At 67.7% G+C, this 19676-nt stretch carries 16 protein-coding genes; 6 read left to right on the top strand and 10 right to left on the bottom strand.

What is annotated here, in order from left to right:
* Positions 1 to 11: 11 nt before the first annotated feature.
* The 4 genes from ACI766_RS12785 to ACI766_RS12770 all read right to left on the bottom strand — a co-directional run bounded on the left by ACI766_RS12785 (position 12) and on the right by ACI766_RS12770 (position 7030).
* Positions 12 to 647 carry a CDP-alcohol phosphatidyltransferase family protein gene (locus ACI766_RS12785; protein WP_003122639.1) on the bottom strand — a complete coding sequence of 212 codons (636 nt, stop codon included), beginning with the start codon at positions 645 to 647 and terminating at the stop codon, positions 12 to 14.
* A gap of 134 nt (positions 648 to 781) precedes the next feature.
* Positions 782 to 4447: a translocation/assembly module TamB domain-containing protein gene (locus tag ACI766_RS12780; RefSeq protein ID WP_023104408.1), complete on the bottom strand. Its 3666-nt coding sequence runs from the start codon at positions 4445 to 4447 to the stop codon at positions 782 to 784.
* Positions 4444 to 6183, bottom strand: a complete 1740-nt coding sequence (locus tag ACI766_RS12775) for an autotransporter assembly complex protein TamA (RefSeq protein WP_003122638.1) — start codon at positions 6181 to 6183, stop codon at positions 4444 to 4446. The genes ACI766_RS12780 and ACI766_RS12775 overlap by 4 nt, the downstream gene beginning before the upstream one ends.
* A gap of 133 nt (positions 6184 to 6316) precedes the next feature.
* Complete coding sequence (locus ACI766_RS12770; protein ID WP_003122637.1) at positions 6317 to 7030, bottom strand: GNAT family N-acetyltransferase; 714 nt, start codon at positions 7028 to 7030, stop codon at positions 6317 to 6319.
* A 144-nt stretch (positions 7031 to 7174) separates the two neighbouring features.
* Here ACI766_RS12770 and xthA point away from each other — a divergent pair, with 144 nt between their 5' ends.
* Positions 7175 to 7987, top strand: a complete 813-nt coding sequence (gene xthA, locus ACI766_RS12765; RefSeq protein ID WP_003104469.1) for an exodeoxyribonuclease III — start codon at positions 7175 to 7177, stop codon at positions 7985 to 7987.
* 109 nt (positions 7988 to 8096) lie between these two features.
* On the opposite strand, the gene ACI766_RS12760 is transcribed toward xthA, so the two are convergent.
* Positions 8097 to 8528 carry a VOC family protein gene (locus tag ACI766_RS12760; RefSeq protein ID WP_009876549.1) on the bottom strand — a complete coding sequence of 144 codons (432 nt, stop codon included), beginning with the start codon at positions 8526 to 8528 and terminating at the stop codon, positions 8097 to 8099.
* Between the two features lie 94 nt (positions 8529 to 8622).
* Between ACI766_RS12760 and ACI766_RS12755 the strand changes: the two genes are divergently transcribed.
* From ACI766_RS12755 to ACI766_RS12740, 4 genes are all read left to right on the top strand, one after another.
* Entirely contained in the window at positions 8623 to 9537 is a 915-nt protein-coding gene (locus ACI766_RS12755) for a LysR substrate-binding domain-containing protein (RefSeq protein WP_412828513.1), read from the top strand.
* 60 nt (positions 9538 to 9597) lie between these two features.
* Positions 9598 to 10992: a substrate-binding domain-containing protein gene (locus ACI766_RS12750; protein WP_003122636.1), complete on the top strand. Its 1395-nt coding sequence runs from the start codon at positions 9598 to 9600 to the stop codon at positions 10990 to 10992.
* 149 nt (positions 10993 to 11141) lie between these two features.
* Positions 11142 to 12185, top strand: a complete 1044-nt coding sequence (locus tag ACI766_RS12745; RefSeq protein ID WP_003104462.1) for a TerC family protein — start codon at positions 11142 to 11144, stop codon at positions 12183 to 12185.
* Positions 12142 to 12333, top strand: coding sequence for a hypothetical protein (locus ACI766_RS12740; RefSeq protein WP_003160407.1), 192 nt, complete (start codon positions 12142 to 12144; stop codon positions 12331 to 12333). The genes ACI766_RS12745 and ACI766_RS12740 overlap by 44 nt, the downstream gene beginning before the upstream one ends.
* Before the next feature lie 42 nt (positions 12334 to 12375).
* On the opposite strand, the gene ACI766_RS12735 is transcribed toward ACI766_RS12740, so the two are convergent.
* A complete protein-coding gene (locus ACI766_RS12735) occupies positions 12376 to 13605 on the bottom strand; it encodes an acyl-CoA dehydrogenase (protein WP_003089998.1) in 1230 nt (409 codons plus the stop codon).
* A 173-nt stretch (positions 13606 to 13778) separates the two neighbouring features.
* Between ACI766_RS12735 and ACI766_RS12730 the strand changes: the two genes are divergently transcribed.
* The gene (locus ACI766_RS12730) at positions 13779 to 14711 is read left to right on the top strand and encodes a LysR family transcriptional regulator (RefSeq protein WP_003090000.1); all 933 of its coding nucleotides are present in this window, start codon (positions 13779 to 13781) and stop codon (positions 14709 to 14711) included.
* Positions 14712 to 14827: 116 nt separating this feature from the next.
* Here the strand turns inward: ACI766_RS12730 and ACI766_RS12725 are convergent, their stop codons facing one another.
* The 4 genes from ACI766_RS12725 to ACI766_RS12710 are packed head-to-tail and all read right to left on the bottom strand — an operon-like array spanning position 14828 to position 19646.
* The gene (locus ACI766_RS12725; RefSeq protein ID WP_003090001.1) at positions 14828 to 15955 is read right to left on the bottom strand and encodes an acyl-CoA dehydrogenase family protein; all 1128 of its coding nucleotides are present in this window, start codon (positions 15953 to 15955) and stop codon (positions 14828 to 14830) included.
* A gap of 28 nt (positions 15956 to 15983) precedes the next feature.
* Entirely contained in the window at positions 15984 to 17174 is a 1191-nt protein-coding gene (locus ACI766_RS12720) for an acetyl-CoA C-acyltransferase (RefSeq protein ID WP_003143865.1), read from the bottom strand.
* 17 nt (positions 17175 to 17191) lie between these two features.
* Positions 17192 to 17959, bottom strand: a complete 768-nt coding sequence (locus tag ACI766_RS12715) for a 3-hydroxyacyl-CoA dehydrogenase (RefSeq protein WP_003102518.1) — start codon at positions 17957 to 17959, stop codon at positions 17192 to 17194.
* A gap of 19 nt (positions 17960 to 17978) precedes the next feature.
* Entirely contained in the window at positions 17979 to 19646 is a 1668-nt protein-coding gene (locus ACI766_RS12710) for an acyl-CoA synthetase (protein WP_003102517.1), read from the bottom strand.
* Between the last annotated feature and the right edge of the window lie 30 nt (positions 19647 to 19676).

Here is a 19676-nt window from a genome sequence, read left to right as displayed (position 1 = left end):
CCCGTTCCCTCTCAGGCCTGGCCGTCGCTGCCCCGTCGACTCGCGGCCAGCTCGGCCAGGCCCTGGCGCACGCGGTTGCCGATGGTCAGCAACAGCAGGGCCGCGATCAGCAACATCAGCCAGTCGATCCAGGCCAGCGGCAAAAGGCCGCTGGCCACCCCGGCGCCGATCACGCCGAAACACAGCGCCCGGTCGCTTTTGCCCATCGGGCCGTCGTAGCGGCGCGAAGCGCCGACCATGGTGCCCAGCGCGCCGGCATATTCGCTGATCACCGCCAGCAGCACCACCAGCACCACCCACAGCGGGTTGACTCCCGGCAACAGGGCGAACGGCAGGTACAGGCCGCTGTCGGCGATCACGTCGGTGAGTTCGTTGAGGTAGGCGCCCAGGTCGGATTTCTGGCCGAACTCGCGGGCGAGCATGCCGTCCACCGCGTTCAGCGCCATGCGCAGGAACATCCACAGCGGAACGAGGGCGAACAACCAGAGATGGCTGGCGAAACCGGCGACCAGCGCGCCGACCAGCAGCGACAGCAGGCAGGCCGCCAGGGTCACCTGGTTGGCAGTGATGCCGCGCCGGTAGAGGCGCTGCACGCCGGGACGAAGAAGATTCTGAAAGCGCGGTTTGAGTTGATAGACGGAAATCATGTCAGCCAGTCCTTGTGCCGAGTTGCTTCGGGCACCGACCTGGCGGTCGGCGCCCGCTCCATTCTACGACGTCGATGCGCCGCTAAAAGTGACACACTTTTATGCGTTACGCATGGTCCGTATCAGCGCATCCGTCAGAAATCGCGCTTGAAGAACAGGTCCAGCGAACTGGCCAGGCCGCTCGCCGCTTCGAGATAGAGGCGTTTGGTCAACTGGTAGCGCAAGGCGATGGTATTTGCCGGTTCGAACACTCCAACACCATAGCGCAGGCTGAGCTTGTCGGTGATATTCCCGCTGGCGACCACGCTGGTGCTGTTGCCGGTGCCCTCGGTGTCCAGCTGGAAGTCCTGGATGCCGAGCTGCTTGGCGATTTCCCCGGTGAGCGGTGCGCTACCGGCCAGGCCCAGGGCCAGGGCCGCCTCGCCGAGCATGTTGCTGTCTTCGCCGGTGCTCATCGGCCGCCCCAGCACCAGGTAGGACAGCGCCTGCTCCTGGCTCATCGCCGGTTCGGAGAATACCGCGCTGGTCGGCTGCTCGGCGCTGCCGGTCAGGCGCAGGCCGGCGACCACGTCGTCGACCCGGCGGATCGCCTCGATATCCAGGTACGGCTGGTCGATCGGTCCGGCGAAGAACAGCCGCGCCCTACGGATCGTCAGGCGCTGGCCGTAGGCACGATAGCGGCCCTTGTTCAGGTTCAGCTCGCCGCGGGTATCCAGGTTGTCGCCGATGTGCAGGTGGCCGGCCAGTTCGGCGCTGAGGCCGAAGCCGGAGAACGCCAGCTTGTCCTGGCCGACCTCGACATCGATGTCCATCTTCATCTTCAGCGGCCGCTGCTCGGGCTGCTCGGAGCCGACGATCACCGCGTCGTCGGAGACCTTGACCGTGGATGGCGGCAACTGGCGGATGGTGATGTCGCCACGCGGCACCAGGACCTTGCCGGAGATCGCCAGCTCCTGGCCGGCCATGCCGATCTTCAGGTCCGGTTCCACCTCCAGTTGCGCATAGGGATCGACCACCACCGGCAGGCGGTTGCCACGGATGTTCAGGGCGACGTTCAGCGCGTCGCCCCAGCTCAGGTTGCCGGACAGGCTGCCCTGGCCGTACCTGCCGCTGCGCCAGCCGCCGCCGAGTTCCAGGCTTTCGCCAGCGATGCGAGCGTCGAGGGAAAGGTTCTCGAAGCTGGTCGGCAGCTCGCCGCCGCCGATGTTGCCGTCGCTCAGCGTCACCCGTCCGTCGACCCGCGGCGCCAGCAGGCCGCCGGACAGCCGGCCGCTGCCGTTCAGCCTGCCTTGCAGCTTCTCCACCATCGGCACGAACGGGCGCGCCACCGACAGGTCGAGGCCGGCCAGGCTGAACTCGCCGCTCAGCGGCTTGCTCGCCGGGCGCGGGTCGATCTGCGCCTGCACCCGCAACTCGCCGAGCTTCGGTCCGCGGAAGTCGAGGGAGGTATCGACGCGGTTGGGCGCCAACCGGCTCTCCAGGCGCAGGCTGTCGTAGCCGACGTCGACCCACTGGCCCTGGTCGCGCAGGCGCAGCGTACCGCTGCCGGCGTCCAGGCTGACCACGCCGCTCGGGCCGCGGGCCGGAACGTCCAGTTGCAGGTCGCCGTTCAGCTTGCCCTGCCAGGCGAAGTCCTCGGGGAACCATTGCTTCAGGCTGTCCAGCGGGAAGTCGCGCAGGGTGTAGCGCAGCCGCGGCTCGGGCAGCAGGCGCTGCTCGCCGCCGCAGAGGCTGGCGGCGCCGGATACCCAGCAATGTGCGCCGAAATTGACCCTGCCGTCGGCCAACCGCTCCAGGCGCGCCGGCTGCTGTAGCTTCCAGTCCTGGCCGCCGCTGCTCAACTCGCCGCGCGCCAGGCGACCGCGCCAGTTGCCGCGCTCCAGTTGCCCGTCGAAGGCCAGGCCGAGCTTGAGCAAGGCGCCTTGCAGGTCCAGTTCCAGTTGCTGGCGGCGTTGGTCGCCGCGGGCATTGGCCTTGAACAGGCCGAGGTCGGTTTCGCCGCTGCGCAGGCCGGAAGCGACCAGCGCCAGGGTGCCGTTCTGCCGGGCATCGAGGTTCGCCTGCAGGTCGAGGCCGGCGATGCGCTGCTCGGCGTAGGCGATCTGCTGTCCCTTGAGGTTCAGCCTGCCTTGCGGCGCCGCGAGGCTGCCAGCCAGGTCGAGGCGTCCGTCGAGGCGACCGAAGAGTTGCGGCCAAAGCTGGCCGAGACGGTTCAGGGCGATGTCCAGGCGGCCTTGCAGGCGCTGGTCGAGCGCCCCGCTGCCCTGAACCTTGTTATCCCCCAGGCGCAGGTCGAGGTTGCCCAGCGTCCAGCGCTGCCCCTCGCCCTCGGCGCGCGCCTGGAATAGCGCCGGCTGGCCGCGCAGGCGGCCCTTGACGTCGAGATCCACGCCCAACGCCAGCCGCTCGTCGCGAACACTTCCCTGGCTGCGCAAGGGACCGGCCAGTGAACCCGGCAGCTCGGCGACCCAGTAAGCCGGGTTCAGTTCGCTGAGCTGCAGGGCGGTATCCCAAGCCACGCCATTGTCGAAACGCAACGTCACCCGCCCCTCGGCCTGGCCTTGCCCGGCGCGGAGCTGCAGCGACGGCAGGTTGAGCTGGACGAGGTCGCCGGACACCGGGCTGGCCAGCGTGAAGTCGCCCGCCGGACCGCTCGCCGCCGCGCTGAAATTGCCCAGGTAGCGCTGGTCCTGGTAATGCACTTCCGCCTTGAAGGTCTTCAGCGTCATCGGCGGCGGCTCCGCCAGCGGATACAGGCGCAGCCAGGGGAAATCCTTCCAGTCCAGGGTCGCGTCGGCGGCCAGGCTTTCGCGCCAGTCCAGGCGTCCGACCAGCTCCAGGCGCTGCTCGCCGCCAGCGTCCAGGCGCAGTTGGCGGATATCCGCGCCCTGGGCGTCGACCCGCCCGTCCAGGCTCAACGCCACCGCCCCACCCTCGCCCGGCAGGCTGGCGCCGCCGCGGATAAGGTAACCGTTCTTGAGATCGCCGCCGGCATCGAGCTGGATGGCGTTCAGGGTCAAGGTGTCCGGTAGTCCGGCCGCCCCCTTGAAACCGTCGGCGCGGATCAGCAATCGTGCCGGCAGGTTTTCCGCCAGCGCCTGCAACTGTCCTTCCAGGCTGCCGTCCAGGTAACCGCTGCTGCGGCCTTTCAGGGTCAGCGCCTTCTGCAGTTCACCGCCGACCTGGACGGCCAGCTTCCACGGCTTGCCTTCGGGAGCGGGCAGGCCGAGCGTGGCTTCGGCCTGCAAGGGCCAGTCGCCGCTCGGCTGCAAGCGCCCCTGGAGCGCCAGGTCCAGGCCGAAGCCCCGCGCCGTCAGCGAGTCGATGTGCAGGCCGTCGGCCAGCCAATGGGCCGCCAGCTTGAGTTCGGCGACCTGCTGGTTGCCGTCGAGCAGGAAGCTGCCGACCGCCACTTCGCCGAGTTCGATGCTCAGCGGCAGTTTCAGCGTCGGCAGGCTGATCGGCCCGCTGTCGGCGCTGTCGCCGCTCGGCGGCAGGTCCAGCGCGACCCGTTCGGCGGCCACCCGCTGCAGGCACAGGCGCAGCCCCGCCAGGCAGCCCGGCGACCAGCGCAGTTCAGGCCGCTCGACGACCAGTTGCGTACCGTCCTGCGCCCAGGACAGCCGCCGTGCCTGCCAGGCGCCACCGAGGCGACCCTCGAAGCCGCTGACCTGCAGGCCCGGCACGCGGCCGAGCAGCCAGGCGCTGCCGGTCTGGGTGCCGAGCAGCGCAGCGAGTCCCAGGAGCAGCGCGAGGAGCAGCCCGACTATGGCCAGCAAGGTGATCTTCAGCGCCTTCACAGTTCTGGCCCCATGGAGAAGTGCAGGCGGAAACCGCCGTCGTCGTCGAGCGCATGGGCCAGGTCGAGGCGCAACGGGCCGACCGGCGAGACCCAGCGCACGCCGAAGCCGACCCCGGTCTTGATCGACGGGAAGTCCAGCGAGTTGAAGGCGTTGCCCTGGTCGACGAAGGTCGCCAGGCGCCAGCGCTCGGCCAGCGGATATTGATACTCGACGCTGCCGGCGATCATGTAGCGGCCGCCGATCTTGTCGCCATCGGAATTCTCCGGCGACAGCGTCCGGTAGTCGTAGCCACGCACGCTCTGGTCGCCGCCAGCGAAGAAGCGCAGCGAGGGCGGGATCGACTTGTAGTCGTTGGTGGCGATTCCGCCTACCTGCAGGCGGCCGAGCAGGCGATGGCCGCCGGCGAAGCTGGTCAGGCCCTTGGCCATGGCGTCGACATGGAGGACGTCGGCGTCGGCCAGCAGGCCTTCCTTCGCCCCCTTGACGTTGAACTGCAGGCGGTAGCCATGGCTGGGGTCGACCTTGTTGTCGGTCTCCAGCAGCGAGTAGCCGATCCCCGGCATCAGGAAGCTGCTCAGCCCGGAGTCGTCGCCCAGCTTGTACTCCTCGCGCATCCAGTTCAGCGAAACCACCCGCTGCCAGCCATCGGGCTGCTTGCTGTGCCATTCGCCGCCAAGGGTCAGCAGCTTGCTCTCGGTGTCGACCAGGTCTTCGAACTGGTAGCCGCTGGTGAAGCGCAGCTTGTCGGTGAGCGGCGGATCGAGGGGAATCTCGTACCAGGCGCCGACGTTCTGCCGTGGTGCGGAGATTTCCGACTCGAATCCCAGGCTATGTCCTTCGGCATTCACCCAATGGCGGGTCCAGTTGAACCTCGCGCGCGCCCCGACGTCGGTCGAGAAACCGAGGCCGACGCCCATGGTCCGGGGCTTGCGCGCCTCCAGCCGGACCGCTACCGGGATCGCCTGGCGCGCGCCGTCGGCCTGCGCCTGGGTCGGCGCGGCGTCGACCCGCACGCCCTCGAAGTAGCCGCTGGATTGCAGGTTCTGGTTGAGTTCGGCGATCAGTTCGGAGTCATAGGGTTGGCCGGCCTTGAACGGCACCATGCGGCGCAACAGTTCTTCCTCGATGATCGAGTCGCCGTCGAAGCTCACCTTGCCGAAGGTGTAGCGCTGGCCGCTGTCGTAGACCAGGTCGATGTCGGCGATGCCGGCGCGCGGATCGATGCTCAGGCGCTGGGTGCTGAAGCGGCCCTGGAAGAAGCCGTAGCGCGAGGCCTGGTTCTGGATCAGCCGCTTGGCGTCCTCGTAGACGCCCTGGTTCAGCTTCGCGCCCGGTTTCAGCTGCTTGCCCGACGGCAAGCGGAAGCTCTCCAGGCTGGCGGCCTCGCCGAGCACCTGGATATTCACCTGGCGCAGGCGCACGGGCTCGCCGGGCACTACCTTGAGCGTGAGCTTCGGCGGCTTGCCGTCCTTCACCTCGCTGTCGATCTGCGCCTGGAAGTAGCCGAGCGCCTGGGCCGCCTTTTCCGCCTGTGCCTCGGCATTGCGGCGGAAACGTTGCAACGCCGCCTCGTCCCGCTCGCCGAGGCTACCCACATAGGCCTCGATATTGGCCTTCAGGGCGGCATTGGCGGGGGTGACGCGCACGCTAAGCTGGCTCTCCGCGAAGGCGGCCGTACTCAGGCACAGCAGCCCGGCCAGCGGGAACCGGAACAATCCTTGAGTCAGTCTCATGGCGCGGATGCTACGCAGGCGGGTGGCGCGCGTCCAGATTTGCGCGGACGCCGCCGACCACCTCCTGACATTCGGGTTTTATGACGCCAAGCGCCTGACAGGCATGGCTTTTCTCGCGCGTCCGGGGGAACGCTCAGGTCGCCGCCGGCGTCTCGCCAGGATGCAGGAGGACGTGCTCGCGCACCGCTCCCAGCGTCACCTCGCCGATCTCGCGGTAGCCGTGCCGCTGGTAGAAGTCCAGGTAGCGCGCATTGCCGGTATCCAGGACCAGCCCCTGCGAAGCGGAGTCCTCGGCGCACCAGCGCTGCACGGCGGCCAGCAACTGCTCGCCGATCTGCCTGCCCTGGTACTCGGGATGCACGCCGAGCATCGGCAACTGGTGGTGGGGGCCGACCGGCAGGCAGGCCTGCACCGCCCGGTGGTAATCCAGGTAGCGCCGGGTCGCGGCCAGGCCGACGCTGAACAGCATGCGCAGGCGCCAGCTCCAGCTCTCGGTGATATCCAGGCGCCGCTGCGGCGGCGTGATCAGGGCCGCCGCGACCAGCCGATCGTCGATGAACAGGCCGATGGCCGGCAACTCTTCGCCCAGATGGCGCTCGACCATCTCCCGGACGCAGGCACGCACGCGCTGGTCGTAGCCGGCGCGCTGCGCATCCATCAGGTAGGCGAAGGTCGGTTCGTGGCGGTAGGCGTGGTAGAAAAGCGAGCGGACTTCGCGACTATAGCCGTCGTCGAGCAGACGGACATCGGTGACCTGATCAGGCATGGAACGCATTCCTTGTCGGCCGCAGGCGCAGCGACACGCACGCTTCGCCACGGCGATTGGTCGAGCGGATGGCCTGGCCATCCCCGTCCGCGGCAGACCACAGGGCCGGCAAGGCGCCAAGCCACACAGCCATCGGGTACCCGGCGGACACTAGCACAGCGCCTCCAGGGTCGCCAGGCATCCCCCGGCTGGGCTAGCATTCCTGTTTTTGCCAGGACGCCCACCATGAAAATCGTCTCTTTCAATATCAACGGTCTGCGCGCCCGGCCGCACCAGTTGGCGGCGCTGATCGAGCGGCACCAGCCCGACGTGATCGGGCTGCAGGAAACCAAGGTCGCCGACGACCAGTTTCCCCAGGCCGAGATCGAGGCGCTCGGCTACCACGTCCACTACCACGGGCAGAAAGGCCACTACGGCGTCGCCCTGCTCTCCCGCCAGGCGCCCCTGGAACTGCATCGCGGCTTCCCGAGCGACGGCGAGGAATCCCAGCGGCGCTTCATCTGGGGCACCTTCAGCGACGCCCAGGGCAACCCGATCACCGTGATGAACGGTTACTTCCCGCAAGGCGAGAACCGCGAGCATCCGACCAAGTTCCCGGCCAAGCAGCGCTTCTACGCCGATCTCCAGTCGCTGCTGGAGAACAGCTTCAAGCCCGAGCAGGCCCTGGTGGTGATGGGCGACATCAATATCTCGCCGGAGGACTGCGACATCGGCATTGGCGAGGAAAACCGCAAGCGCTGGCTGAAGACCGGCAAGTGCAGCTTCCTGCCGGAAGAGCGCGAATGGCTGGCTACCTTGAAAAACTGGGGCCTGGTCGACAGCTTCCGGGCCCTGAATCCGGAGGTGAACGACCGCTTCAGCTGGTTCGACTACCGCAGCCGTGGCTTCGAGGACAACCCCAAGCGCGGCCTGCGCATCGATGTGATCCTGGCCAGCCGGGTGCTGCAGTCGCGCTTCAAGGACGCCGGCATCGACTACGACCTGCGCGGCATGGAGAAACCCTCCGATCACGCCCCGATCTGGCTGGAACTGGCCTGAGGCTCAGCCCAAGGAAAAGGCTCATCCCCGGATGAGCCTTCAGGCGATCGCTACCTGGTCCGGGCGATCTCGCCGACGCCTCCCCCCTATCCGGCGCGCGACCTTTCCCTCAGGCAGGACTGTCCACCCGCGGCCCCTTCAGCTCCACTCGATTGCCATCCGGGTCGAAGAAGTACAGCGACCAGCCGTCGCCCTCGGCGCCGAAGCGGATTTCCGCGGGAACCTGCGGGACCAGGCCGAACCCCTCGAGATGGGCGACCAGCGCGGCCTCGTCGAACGGTTCGATGCGCACGCAGAAATGGTCGACGTTTCGCCCTTCCCCACCCGGAGCCGCACCGCCCTCCCGGCCGAGCGCCCCGGACACCGCGACCAGATCGAGCATCGACGTGCCCAGGCGCAGATGGGCCAGCTCCAGGTCGTCGCGCCACTTCACCACCACGCAACCGAGGACATCGCGATAGAACGCGATGCTGCGTTCCAGGTCGCGGACCCGCAGGACGATGTGATCGAGACGTTCGACGACGAAGGGTTGCATGGTCATTCACCTTTTGGACCGTGGACTATGGCAAGACTTTAGCCAGCACACCTCGGGTTGATAATGGTTTAATCCCTGATTCATTGATTACTGACAGTGAATTATCCCCGTGGATCACCTCACCGCTCTCAAGGTCTTCCGCGCCGTGGCCGCGAATGGCGGCTTCGCCGCCGCGGCCCGGCAGATGAATCTCTCGCCGGCCGCCGTGAGCAAGAACGTCGCCGAGCTGGAAGCGCACCTCAAGGTGCGCCTGATCAATCGCACCACCCGCAGCATGAGCCTGACCGAGGCCGGCGAAGTCTACCGGCAGCGCCTGGAGCGCATCCTCGACGACCTCGAGGCCGCCGACGCCGCGCTCACTTCGATGCAGCAGGGCCCCAGCGGCCTGCTGCGGGTCAGCGCCCCGCTGACCCTCGCCCTCACCTGCCTGACCCCGGCCATTCCGGCTTTTCTCCAGCGTTATCCGGAGCTGCGCCTGGAACTGCTCCTGCAGGACGGCCGCCAGGACCTGATCGCCGAAGGCATCGACCTGGCCCTGCGTGGTAGCGACCGGGTTGCGGACTCCGGCCTGGTCGCCCGCCCGCTGCTGGTCCTGGAGCACGTGCTCTGCGCGGCGCCGGCCTACCTCAGTCAGCATCGCCAGCCGCTGCGGCCGGAGGCCATGCGCGAACACGAGTGCATCCGCTTCAGCCTCTCTGGCCATGCCGACCGCTGGACCTTCCGCAAGGACCGCGAGTGCATAGCGGTGCCTATCGCCGGCCGTTACCGGGTGTCCTCCAGCCTGGCGGTGCGCGATGCCCTGCTCGCCGGCTTCGGCTTGAGCCTGATCCCACGGCTGTACGTACAGGCGGAACTGGCCGAAGGCCGCCTGGTTGAATTGCTGGCTGACTGGAAGGCCGACGAGACGGCGATCCACGCGGTCTATCCATCACGCCAACTGGCCGGCAAGACCCGAGTGTTTCTCGACTTCCTGACCGAGACAATGGCGCAGGGCCATGATTCCCCAACGCTGTAACCTTAGCGTCACCCGTCTGACTTAATCTCGCCGGCAAATTCCCTTCCCCCATAGAAGACGATGCCCGCGATGCCACACCGCCAGCGCGCCAGTGACAAAGACCTCTGGAGCCGTACCCTGAGCCTGGTTTTCCTCGGATTCCTCTGTTACGCCTTCCCCTGGACGGTATTCGCCGCCCCCTTGCCGATCCCCTCGGACGACACGCCGGCGCTGCGCATCCAGGGTTCCAACACCATCGGCGCGAAGCTCCTGCCGGCCCTGGTCGAGGGCCTGATGGAAGAGGAAGGCCTGGAGGATATCCGCCGTACCCCCGGAGAACGGGAAAACGAACTCCATCTGCTCGGCAAGAGCCGCGACGGCCGCCTGGTGAGGGTGGAGCTATCCGCCCACGGTTCGAGCACCGGCTTCGCCGCCCTCCTCGAACGCCACGCCGAACTCGCCGCGGCCTCGCGCCCCGTCAAGGACAGCGAAGTTCGCGCCCTGGCCGGCTTCGGCGACCTGCGCAGCCCATATGCCGAGCAGGTGATCGCCATCGACGGACTGGCGATCATCCTGCATCCGGACAACCCGCTGGCCTCGCTGGACACCGCGCAACTGGCGGCGGTGTTCGCCGGCGAGGTGCGTACCTGGGAAGAACTGGGCGGCAAGGGCGGCGCCATCCGCCTGTACGCTCGCGACGAGCAGTCCGGCACCTACGACACCTTCAAGGAACTGGTGCTGGCCAGTCACGGCAAAAGCCTGGCCAGCGACGCCCGCCGCTTCGAATCCAACGATCGGCTGGCGGCCGCGGTGAGCGCCGATCCGCACGCCATCGGCTTCGTCGGCATCGCGTCGGTGGGCCGGGCCCGCGCCTTGGCCATCGCCGACGGCGAATCGCTGCCGATGGCGCCCCAGGAAAGCCTGATCGCCACCGAGGACTATCCGCTGTCGCGCCGCCTGTTCCTCTACCTGAAGCCCGGCGAGAAGAACCCCTGGGCCCAGGCCCTGGTACGTTTCGCCCAGGGCCCGCGCGGCCAGGCGATCGTCACCCGCAGCGGCTTCGTCGCGCAGAAGATCCAGGCGGTGCAGATCGCACCGCGCCCGCAGATGCCCGCCGAATACCGCAAGCTCGCGGAACAGGCGCGGCGCCTGACGGTGAACTTCCGCTTCCAGGAAGGCAGCGCGCTGCTCGACAACAAGGCACTGCTCGACGTACAGCGTTTGCTGGACTACCTGCGGCAAAATCGGAAGTTGCAGGAGCGCACCGTGCTGGTGGGCTTCGGCGATCCCAAGTCCGACGCCGAGCGCTCGGTCCTGCTTTCGCGCCTGCGCGCCATGGCCGTGCGCCGCGAACTGGCCCGCGGCGGCGTGAGTTTCCGCGAGATCGCCGGCTTCGGCGACGAGTTGCCGGTCGCCAGCAACGACCAGGAACTGGGCCGACAGAAGAACCGGCGGGTGGAAGTCTGGGTCTACTGAACGCTGTAGCACTTTGTAACCTCGCCGTTTTGCCGGCGCCCGGAGCCTGGTTTATTTTTTCCGAGTGACTGCGGGCCCCTCTGACGGTAAGCAATTGCCGCCATGTCGGAGTCACATGACCATCCGACAATTCGAAGCGAGGGGGCCCAATGGCAGCTCTGCATGCATTTCTCACCGAACCGTTCCTCGGTACGGCTACCTGGTTCTGGCTGGCCTTCCTGGCCATCGTCATCGTTCTCCTGGTCCTCGACCTCGGCGTGCTGCAACGCGACCACCACGAAATCGGCGTGCGCGAAAGCCTGCTGCTGTCCGCCGGCTACTTCGCCTGCGGCCTGGCCTTCGGCGGCTGGGTCTGGTACGCCTTCGGCCCCACCAGCGCGGTGGAGTACTACACCGGCTTCCTGGTCGAACAGTCGCTATCGATGGACAACGTGTTCGTCATGGCGATGATCTTCAGTTTCTTCGGCATCCCCCGCCGCTACCAGCACCAGGTGCTGTTCTGGGGCATCCTCGGCGCCATCGTCCTGCGGGCGATCATGATCGGCCTGGGCGCCGCGCTGGTGAAGGAATTCGACTGGATCATGTACGTGTTCGGCGCCTTCCTGCTGTTCAGCGGCGTGAAGATGCTGTTCAACAAGCACGAGGAAGAACCCGACCTCGAGCACAACCCGGTGCTGCGCTTCCTGCGCAAGCACATGCGGGTGACCAAGGAACTGCACGAGCATCACTTCTTCGTCCGCCTGCCGGACGCCAGCGGCAAGCTGGTGCGCTACGCCACCCCGCTGTTCTTCGCCCTGGTGCTGATCGAGCTGGCCGACCTGGTGTTCGCGGTGGACAGCGTGCCGGCGATCTTCGCCATCACCCAGGACCCGTTCATCGTCTACACCTCGAACATCTTCGCCATCCTCGGCCTGCGCGCCCTGTACTTCTCGCTGGCGGCGATGATCCACCGCTTCGTCTACCTGAAGTACGCCCTGGCCCTGGTGCTGGTGTTCATCGGTGCGAAGATCATGCTCCACGGTGTGATCGGCAAGATTCCCGCCGGCCTCTCGCTTGGCGTAACCTTCGGCCTGCTGGCGGGCGGTATCCTGCTCTCCCTGCTGAAGACCCGCACGCCGAAAGCCACCGTCGAGGACAAGGCCGAACCGAATGCCGAACACGCTCTGGATCGAACGTCTGGACACCCACGCTGAACCTTTCTGGCGGGTCCGCCTCGGCACGCGCGGGATCTGCTTCCGCAACGAGCGGGCGGCCCGCGAGTTCGCCGCCCTGCTGCACAGCCGTCGCGCGTGGCAGCTGGAACGCAACGCCGAGGAAAAAGGGGCGGAGTCCCCGGAATGAAAAAGGCCCGCCTCCGCGGGCCTTTCCCGTATACCACAGCCGTCAGCGGCTGCTGCGCAGCATCTCCCTGGGCACGTACTTGCCCAGCTCGAACTTGCCGATCGCCGCGCGGTGCACCTCGTCCGGACCGTCGGCCAGGCGCAGGGTGCGCTGCATGGCGTACCAGTAGGCCAGCGGGAAGTCGTTGGAAACCCCGGCGCCACCGTGCATCTGGATCGCCCGGTCGATCACCTTCAACGCCACGTTGGGCGCCACCACCTTGATCTGGGCGATTTCGCTCTGGGCGATCTTGTTGCCCACGGTATCCATCATGTAGGCGGCCTGCAGGGTCAACAGGCGCGCCATGTTGATCTCCATCCGCGAGTCGGCGATGTGGTCGATGTTGCCGCCCAGGCGCGCCAGCGGCTTGCCGAACGCGGTACGGCTGACCGCGCGCTTGCACATCAGTTCGAGGGCGCGCTCGGCCATGCCGATGGAGCGCATGCAGTGGTGGATGCGGCCCGGGCCGAGGCGCCCCTGGGCGATCTCGAAACCGCGGCCCTCGCCGAGGATGACGTTCTCGTAGGGCACCCGCACGTTCTCGAACAGCACTTCGGCATGGCCATGCGGCGCGTCGTCGTAGCCGAACACCGGCAGCGGGCGGAGGATCTTCACCCCGGGGGTGTCGACCGGTACCAGGATCATCGAGTGCTGCTGGTGGCGCGGCGCGTCCGGGTTGGTCAGGCCCATGAAGATCAGGATCTTGCAGCGCGGATCACAGGCGCCGGAAGTCCACCACTTGCGCCCGTTGATCACCCAGTCGTCGCCCTGGCGCTCGGCGCGCGCCTCCATATTGGTGGCGTCGGACGAGGCCACGCCCGGTTCGGTCATGGCGAAGGCCGAGCGGATCTCGCCGCTCAGCAGCGGTTCCAGCCAGGTGCGCTTCTGCTCCTCGCTGCCGTAGCGCACCAGCACCTCCATGTTGCCGGTATCCGGCGCGGCGCAGTTGAAGGGTTCCGGCCCGATCAGCGAACGGCCCATGATTTCCGCCAGCGGCGCGTATTCGTGGTTGGCCAGCCCGGCACCGTACTCGGACTCGGGCAGGAACAGGTTCCACAGCCCTTCGGCCTTGGCCTTGGCCTTCAGCTCTTCCATGATCGCCGTCGGCTGCCAGCGGTCGCCCTCGGCGACCTGGCGCTCGAACACGGCTTCGGCGGGATAGACATGCGCTTCCATGAACGCGCTGACGCGTTCACGCAGCTCCTGGACCTTGGGGGAATAGGCGAAATCCATGGGGGATACCTTCTGACGGGTTGGCAGGCGAGGCATCGGACAAAGGCGCTGGTAACGATGCCGGAACAGGGCTTAAGATTTGCCCAGTCTATTTTTTCCGTCCATGAACATTCATGATCCATATGGGGGTCATCCAAGCCCCCAATAACAAGAAAAGTCGCGGAGCCAGTGCCATGAACCTGAACAAAGTCGACCTGAACCTGTTCATCGTGTTCGATGCGATCTATACCGAAGCCAACCTGACCCGCGCCGGGCAGATCGTCGGCATCACCCAGCCAGCCGTATCCAACGCCCTTTCCCGGCTGCGCGAGACCTTCAACGACCCGCTGTTCGTGCGCACCGCCCAAGGCATGGTGCCGACCCCTATGGCGCAGAACATCATCGGCCCGGTGCGCAACGCGCTGCAGTTGCTGCGGGTTTCGGTGCAGGAGAGCCGCAGCTTCGATCCGCAGCAGGCGAACAAGACCTACCGCATCAGCATGACCGACCTCACCGAAGCGGTCATCCTCCCCCCGCTGTTCCAGCGCTTGCGCCGCCTGGCGCCGAACGTGCATATCGAGAGCTTCCTCGCCAAGCGCCGCGAGACCACCAAGGAACTCGCCGCCGGCCGCCTCGACTTCGCCGTCGACGCGCCGCTGAACACCGATCCCCAGGTGCGCCACGTCAAGCTGATGGAGGACCGCTACGTCTGCGCCATGCGCCGCGGCCACCCACTGGCGGGCAAGCCGAAGCTGGCCCTGGACGATTACCTGGGCCTGACCCACATCCATATTTCCAGCCGCCGCAGCGGCCTCGGCTACATCGACCTGGCGCTGGGCAAGATGGGCATCCAGCGCAAGATCGCGCTGCGCTCGCAGCACTACCTGATGGCCTCCACGGTGGTCCAGCAGACCGACATGGCGATGACCGTGCCGGAACGCTTCGCCCGTCACCACGACCTGCACTACGCGGTGCTGCCGGTGAGCGACGTGCCGAAGCTGGAAACCCACCTGTACTGGCACGAGAGCACCGATCAGGACCCGGCCAACCGCTGGATGCGCGAGCAGATCATCGAGCTGTGCCAGCAGGTCACCGCGCGCGAGAACAAGGCGGCGCAGCCGGCGTGAGCGCCTGCCAAGGGGCGTAGGGCGAACGAGGCTCGGGCATTTGCTTCCGAGGTGCCTCAGTGCGCCCTCTCCCTGAAGGGAGAAGGCGCCGTTGCGGAAACGACGGATAGTCGCCGCTACAGGCTGCGCGCGATCACCAGGCGCTGCACGTCGCTGGTGCCCTCGTAGATCTGGCAGACCCGCACGTCCCGATAGATGCGTTCCACCGGGAAGTCCTTGAGGTAGCCATAGCCACCGAGGGTCTGGATCGCCGCGGAGCAGACTTCCTCGGCCATCTCCGAGGCGAATAGCTTGGCCATCGAGGCTTCGGTCAGGCACGGCAGGCCGGCTTCGCGCAGGCTGGCGGCGTGGTGGACCATCTGCCGCGCCACGGCGATGCGGGTGGCCATGTCGGCCAGGCGGAAGGCCACCGCCTGGTGCTCGATGATCGGCTTGCCGAAGGTTTCCCGCTCATGGGCGTAGTCGCGCGCCGCCTCGAACGCCGCGCGCGCCATGCCGACCGCCTGGGCGGCGATGCCGATGCGGCCGCCTTCGAGGTTGGCCAGGGCGATGCGGTAACCCTCGCCCTCCTCGCCCAGGCGCAGCGTGGCCGGGATACGCAGGTCGTTGAAGGCCAGCTGGCAAGTGTCCGAGGCGTGCTGGCCGAGCTTGTCCTCGATCCGCACCACCTCGTAGCCGGGCGTGTCGGTGGGCACGATGAACGCGCTGATGCCGCGCTTTCCGGCATCCGGATCGGTGACCGCGAAGACGATCACCATCCCCGCGTGGCTGCCCGAAGTGATGAACTGCTTGGCACCGTTCAGCACGTAGTGGTCACCGTCGCGGCGGGCGCGGGTCTTCAGGAAGCTCGCGTCGGAACCGGCCTGCGGCTCGGTCAGGGCGAAGGCGCCGAGCATCGAACCCTGGGCCAGCGGACGGAGGAAGCGCTCCTTCTGCTCGGCGCTGCCGAACTTGTGGATCGGCATGCAGCCGACCGAGTTGTGCACGCTCATGATGGTCGAGCAGGCGCCGTCGCCAGCGGCGATCTCCTCGAGGGCCATGGCGTAGGCCAGGTGCCCGGTCTGCGCGCCGCCCCACTCCTCGGGCACCAGCATGCCGAGGAAGCCGAGGTCGGCCATCTCGCGAATCGCCTCGGCCGGAAAACGGTGCTCGCGGTCCCAGTCGGCGGCGAACGGTTTCAGCCGTTCCTGGGCGAACTGCCGCGCCATGTCACGGATCTGGATCTCTTCTTCGCAGGGAATCATCGCGGGTTCCTCTTCTTCACTGCCTGCATCAGCGCAAGCGCTCGACGGCGATCGCGGTCGCCTCGCCGCCGCCGATGCAGACCGCCGCCACGCCGCGTTCCAGGTCGTACTGCTGCAGGGCGTTGAGCAGGGTCACGACGATCCGCGCGCCGGACGCGCCGATCGGATGGCCCAGCGCACAGGCGCCGCCGTGGACGTTGAGGCGCTCGTGGGACAGGTCGAGGTCGCGCATTGCCGCCATGCCGACCACGGCGAAGGCTTCGTTGACCTCGAACAGGTCGACCTCGCCCAGCGACCAGCCGGTACGCTGCATCAGACGCTTCACCGCACCGACCGGCGCGGTGGGGAACAGGTTCGGCGCGTCGGCGAACGAAGCATGCCCACGAATCGCCGCCAACGGCGCGAGCCCGCGTCGCTCGGCCTCGGAAAGGCGCATCAGGACCAGCGCGGCGGCGCCGTCGGAAATCGAACTGGAGTTGGCCGCGGTCACCGTGCCGCCTTCGCGGAACGCCGGCTTCAGGGTCGGGATCTTGTCCAGCCGGGCCTTCGGCGGCTGCTCGTCGCTATCCACCAGGCGCTCGGTCTTGCCGGCGGTGACCGTCAGCGGCACGATCTCGGTCTGGAAGCGCCCGTCGCGCATGGCTTGCTGCGCGCGGGTCAGCGAGGCCACGGCGAACTCGTCCTGTGCTTCGCGGGTGAAGCCGTAGGCCTCGGCACAGTCCTCGGCGAAGGTGCCCATCAGGCGGCCCTTGTCGTAGGCGTCTTCGAGGCCGTCGAGGAACATGTGGTCGAGCACCTTGCCGTGGCCCATGCGGTAGCCGCTACGGGCGCGCTCCAGCAGGTAGGGCGCGTTGGACATGCTTTCCATGCCCCCGGCCAGCGCGACCCCGGCGCTGCCGGCGAGCAACGTGTCATGGGCGAGCATCAGCGCCTTCATGCCCGAGCCGCACATCTTGTTCAGCGTCGAGCACGGCGTGCCGCGCGCCAGTCCGGCGCCAAGCACCGCCTGGCGCGCCGGCGCCTGGCCCTGGCCGGCGGCGAGCACGCAGCCGAGCACGGCCTCGTCCACTTCGTCGGCTTGCAGGCGCGCCCGCTCCACCGCGGCGCGCACCGCCGCGGCACCGAGGGTAGCGGCGTTGACGTCCTTGAAGTCGCCGAGGAAGCCGCCCATCGGGGTGCGGACGGCGCTGACGATGACGATCGGATCTTCGCGGGTCATGGGATCTTCCTCCTGTATTAGCGGGCGGCCATGCGGATGGCGCCGTCGAGGCGAATCACTTCGCCGTTGAGCATGCTGTTCTCGATGATCTGCCGGACCAGCGCGGCGTATTCGTCCGGACGCCCCAGGCGCGGCGGGAACGGCACGCTGGCGCCGAGGGAGTCGCGCACCTCCTGGGGCATGCCGGCCATCATCGGTGTCTCGAAGATGCCCGGGGCGATGGTCATCACCCGGATGCCGAAGCGCGCCAGCTCGCGGGCGATGGGCAGGGTCATGCCGACCACCCCGCTCTTCGAGGCGGAATAGGCGGCCTGGCCGATCTGCCCGTCGAACGCCGCCACCGAGGCGGTATTGACGATCACCCCGCGCTCGCCGCCCTCGTCCGGCTGGCCCTGGGACATGGCCTCGGCGGCCAGGCGCAGCATGTTGAAACTGCCCACCAGGTTGATGTCGATGACCCGGCGGAAACTCTCCAGGGCATGGATGCCATTGCGTCCGAGGACCTTCTCGGCCGGCGCCACGCCCGCGCAATTGGCCAGGCCATGGAGGCCGCCGAAGGCCTCCAGTGCAGCGGCCACGGCCTGGCGGCCGTCGGCCTCGCTGGCGATGTCGGCCCTGACGAAGCGCGCCTGGGCGCCAAGCTCGGCGGCCTTGGCCGCGCCGGCCTCGGCGTTGATGTCGGCCAGCACCACCTTGCCACCCTGCTCCACCAGCATCTTCGCGGTGGCGGCGCCGAGGCCGGAGCTGCCGCCGGTAACCAGGAACACTCGATTTTCGATACGCACGTCGTTTTCTCCTGCTGAATCAGTTCGCGGCGGCCGCCCGTGGGGCCGCCTCGCGTTGCCGGGCGATCTCCTGGTTGCGCAGGAGAAAGCGCTGGATCTTGCCGCTGGGAGTCTTCGGCAGTTCCTCGAGGAACTCGATCTCCCGCGGGTAGGCGTGCGCCGACAGGCGCTGGCGCACGTATCGCTGCAATGCGTCCGCCAGTTCCGGCGTCGGCCGGTGGCCGGCGCAGAGCACGACGAAGGCCTTGACCAGTTCGGTGCGCTCCGGGTCGGGCTTGCCGATCACCGCCGCCTCCATCACTGCCGGGTGTTCGATCAGCGCGCTCTCCACATCGAACGGGCCGACCCGGTAGCCAGAGGTGGTAATGACGTCGTCGGCGCGGCCGACGAAGCTGATGCTGCCGTCTTCGTTGAGTTCGACGGTATCGCCGCTCAGGTAGTAGTCGCCGACGAAGGCTGCGGTTTCCAGGCCCTGGTAGCCGGGAAACCACATCAGCGGCGAACGCCGCCGGTCGAGGGCGAGGATGCCTGGCTGGCCGGGCGGCAGTTCGTTGAGATCGTCGTCCAGCACTACTACCCGGTGCCCGGGACAGGCGAACCCGGCGGCGCCGACCCGCACCGGATGCGCCAGGGCATGGTGGTTGCACAGCACCATGCCCAGCTCGGTCTGCCCGTAATGATCGTGGATGGTGGTGCCGAGCCTGTCGGCGAACCAGCGGATCACCTCCGGCGTCAACGGCTCGCCGGCGCTGCTGACCGCGCGCAGGCGCCCCTTCAGCGCAGTTTCCGCGGCCGCGCCGGCGGCCATCAGCAGGCGATAGGCGGTGGGCGATCCGGCAAGGTTGGTGATGCCGTAGTCACGGATGATCCGGCAGGTGCTTTCCACGCTGAACGGCCCTTCGTAGAAGGTGGTCGGATGGCCCATGGCGAGGGGACCGGCGACAGCGTAGTAGAGGCCGTAGGCCCAGCCCGGATCGGCGAGGTTCCAGAAGGCGTCCTCGGGGCGCAGGTCCACCGCCTCGCGCAGGTAGCCGACGAAGGCGAGGATCGCCTTGAGCGGCACCGGCACCGGTTTGGCCAGGCCGGTGGTGCCGGAGGTGAACATCATCAGGAACGGATCCTCGCCGCTGCGCGGAACCGGCTCGAATTCGGCCGGATAGCGCTCCAGCTCGGCCCAGAAGCTGAAATCGCCGCGACGGATGCCCTGCCCCTTCGGTCCGCCGACGGTGACGGCCAGAGGCGGATCGGCGAGTTCGTCGAGCTTGTCGCGGTTGGCCGCATCGGTGACCAGCACCTTGCTGCCGGCGGTCGCCACGCGGTGTTCGATAGCCTTCGGGCCGAAGGCGGTGAACAGCGGCTGGTACACCGCGCCCAGGCGCCAGGCGCCGAGGATGGTGACCAGAAGCTCGGGCGTGCGCGGCAACAGGCCGGCGACGCAGTCGCCCGGGCGTACGCCCTGGGCCTGGAGGAAATTGGCGAAACGTCCGGAGAGCGCTTTCAGCTCGCTGAAGGTATAGCTGGCGCGACTGCCATCCTTGCCCTCCCAGAACAACGCGATCCGTCCCGGCAGGGCATGCCGGTCGCAGCATTCGACGCAGGCGTTGAGCGCCTGGAGCGTACCGGAAAGCGTGGCGGCGGCGGTCCGCTGCAAGTCGAACCCGGCGGCAGTGGTGGCGTAGTCGCGCATTGCAGGACTCCTCGGCTTGTTTTTGTATGG

The organism is Pseudomonas sp. DL (assembly GCF_047199225.1).
Classification (GTDB): Bacteria; Pseudomonadota; Gammaproteobacteria; order Pseudomonadales; family Pseudomonadaceae; genus Pseudomonas; species Pseudomonas aeruginosa.
This window is presented reverse-complemented; position numbering and strand designations above follow the sequence as displayed.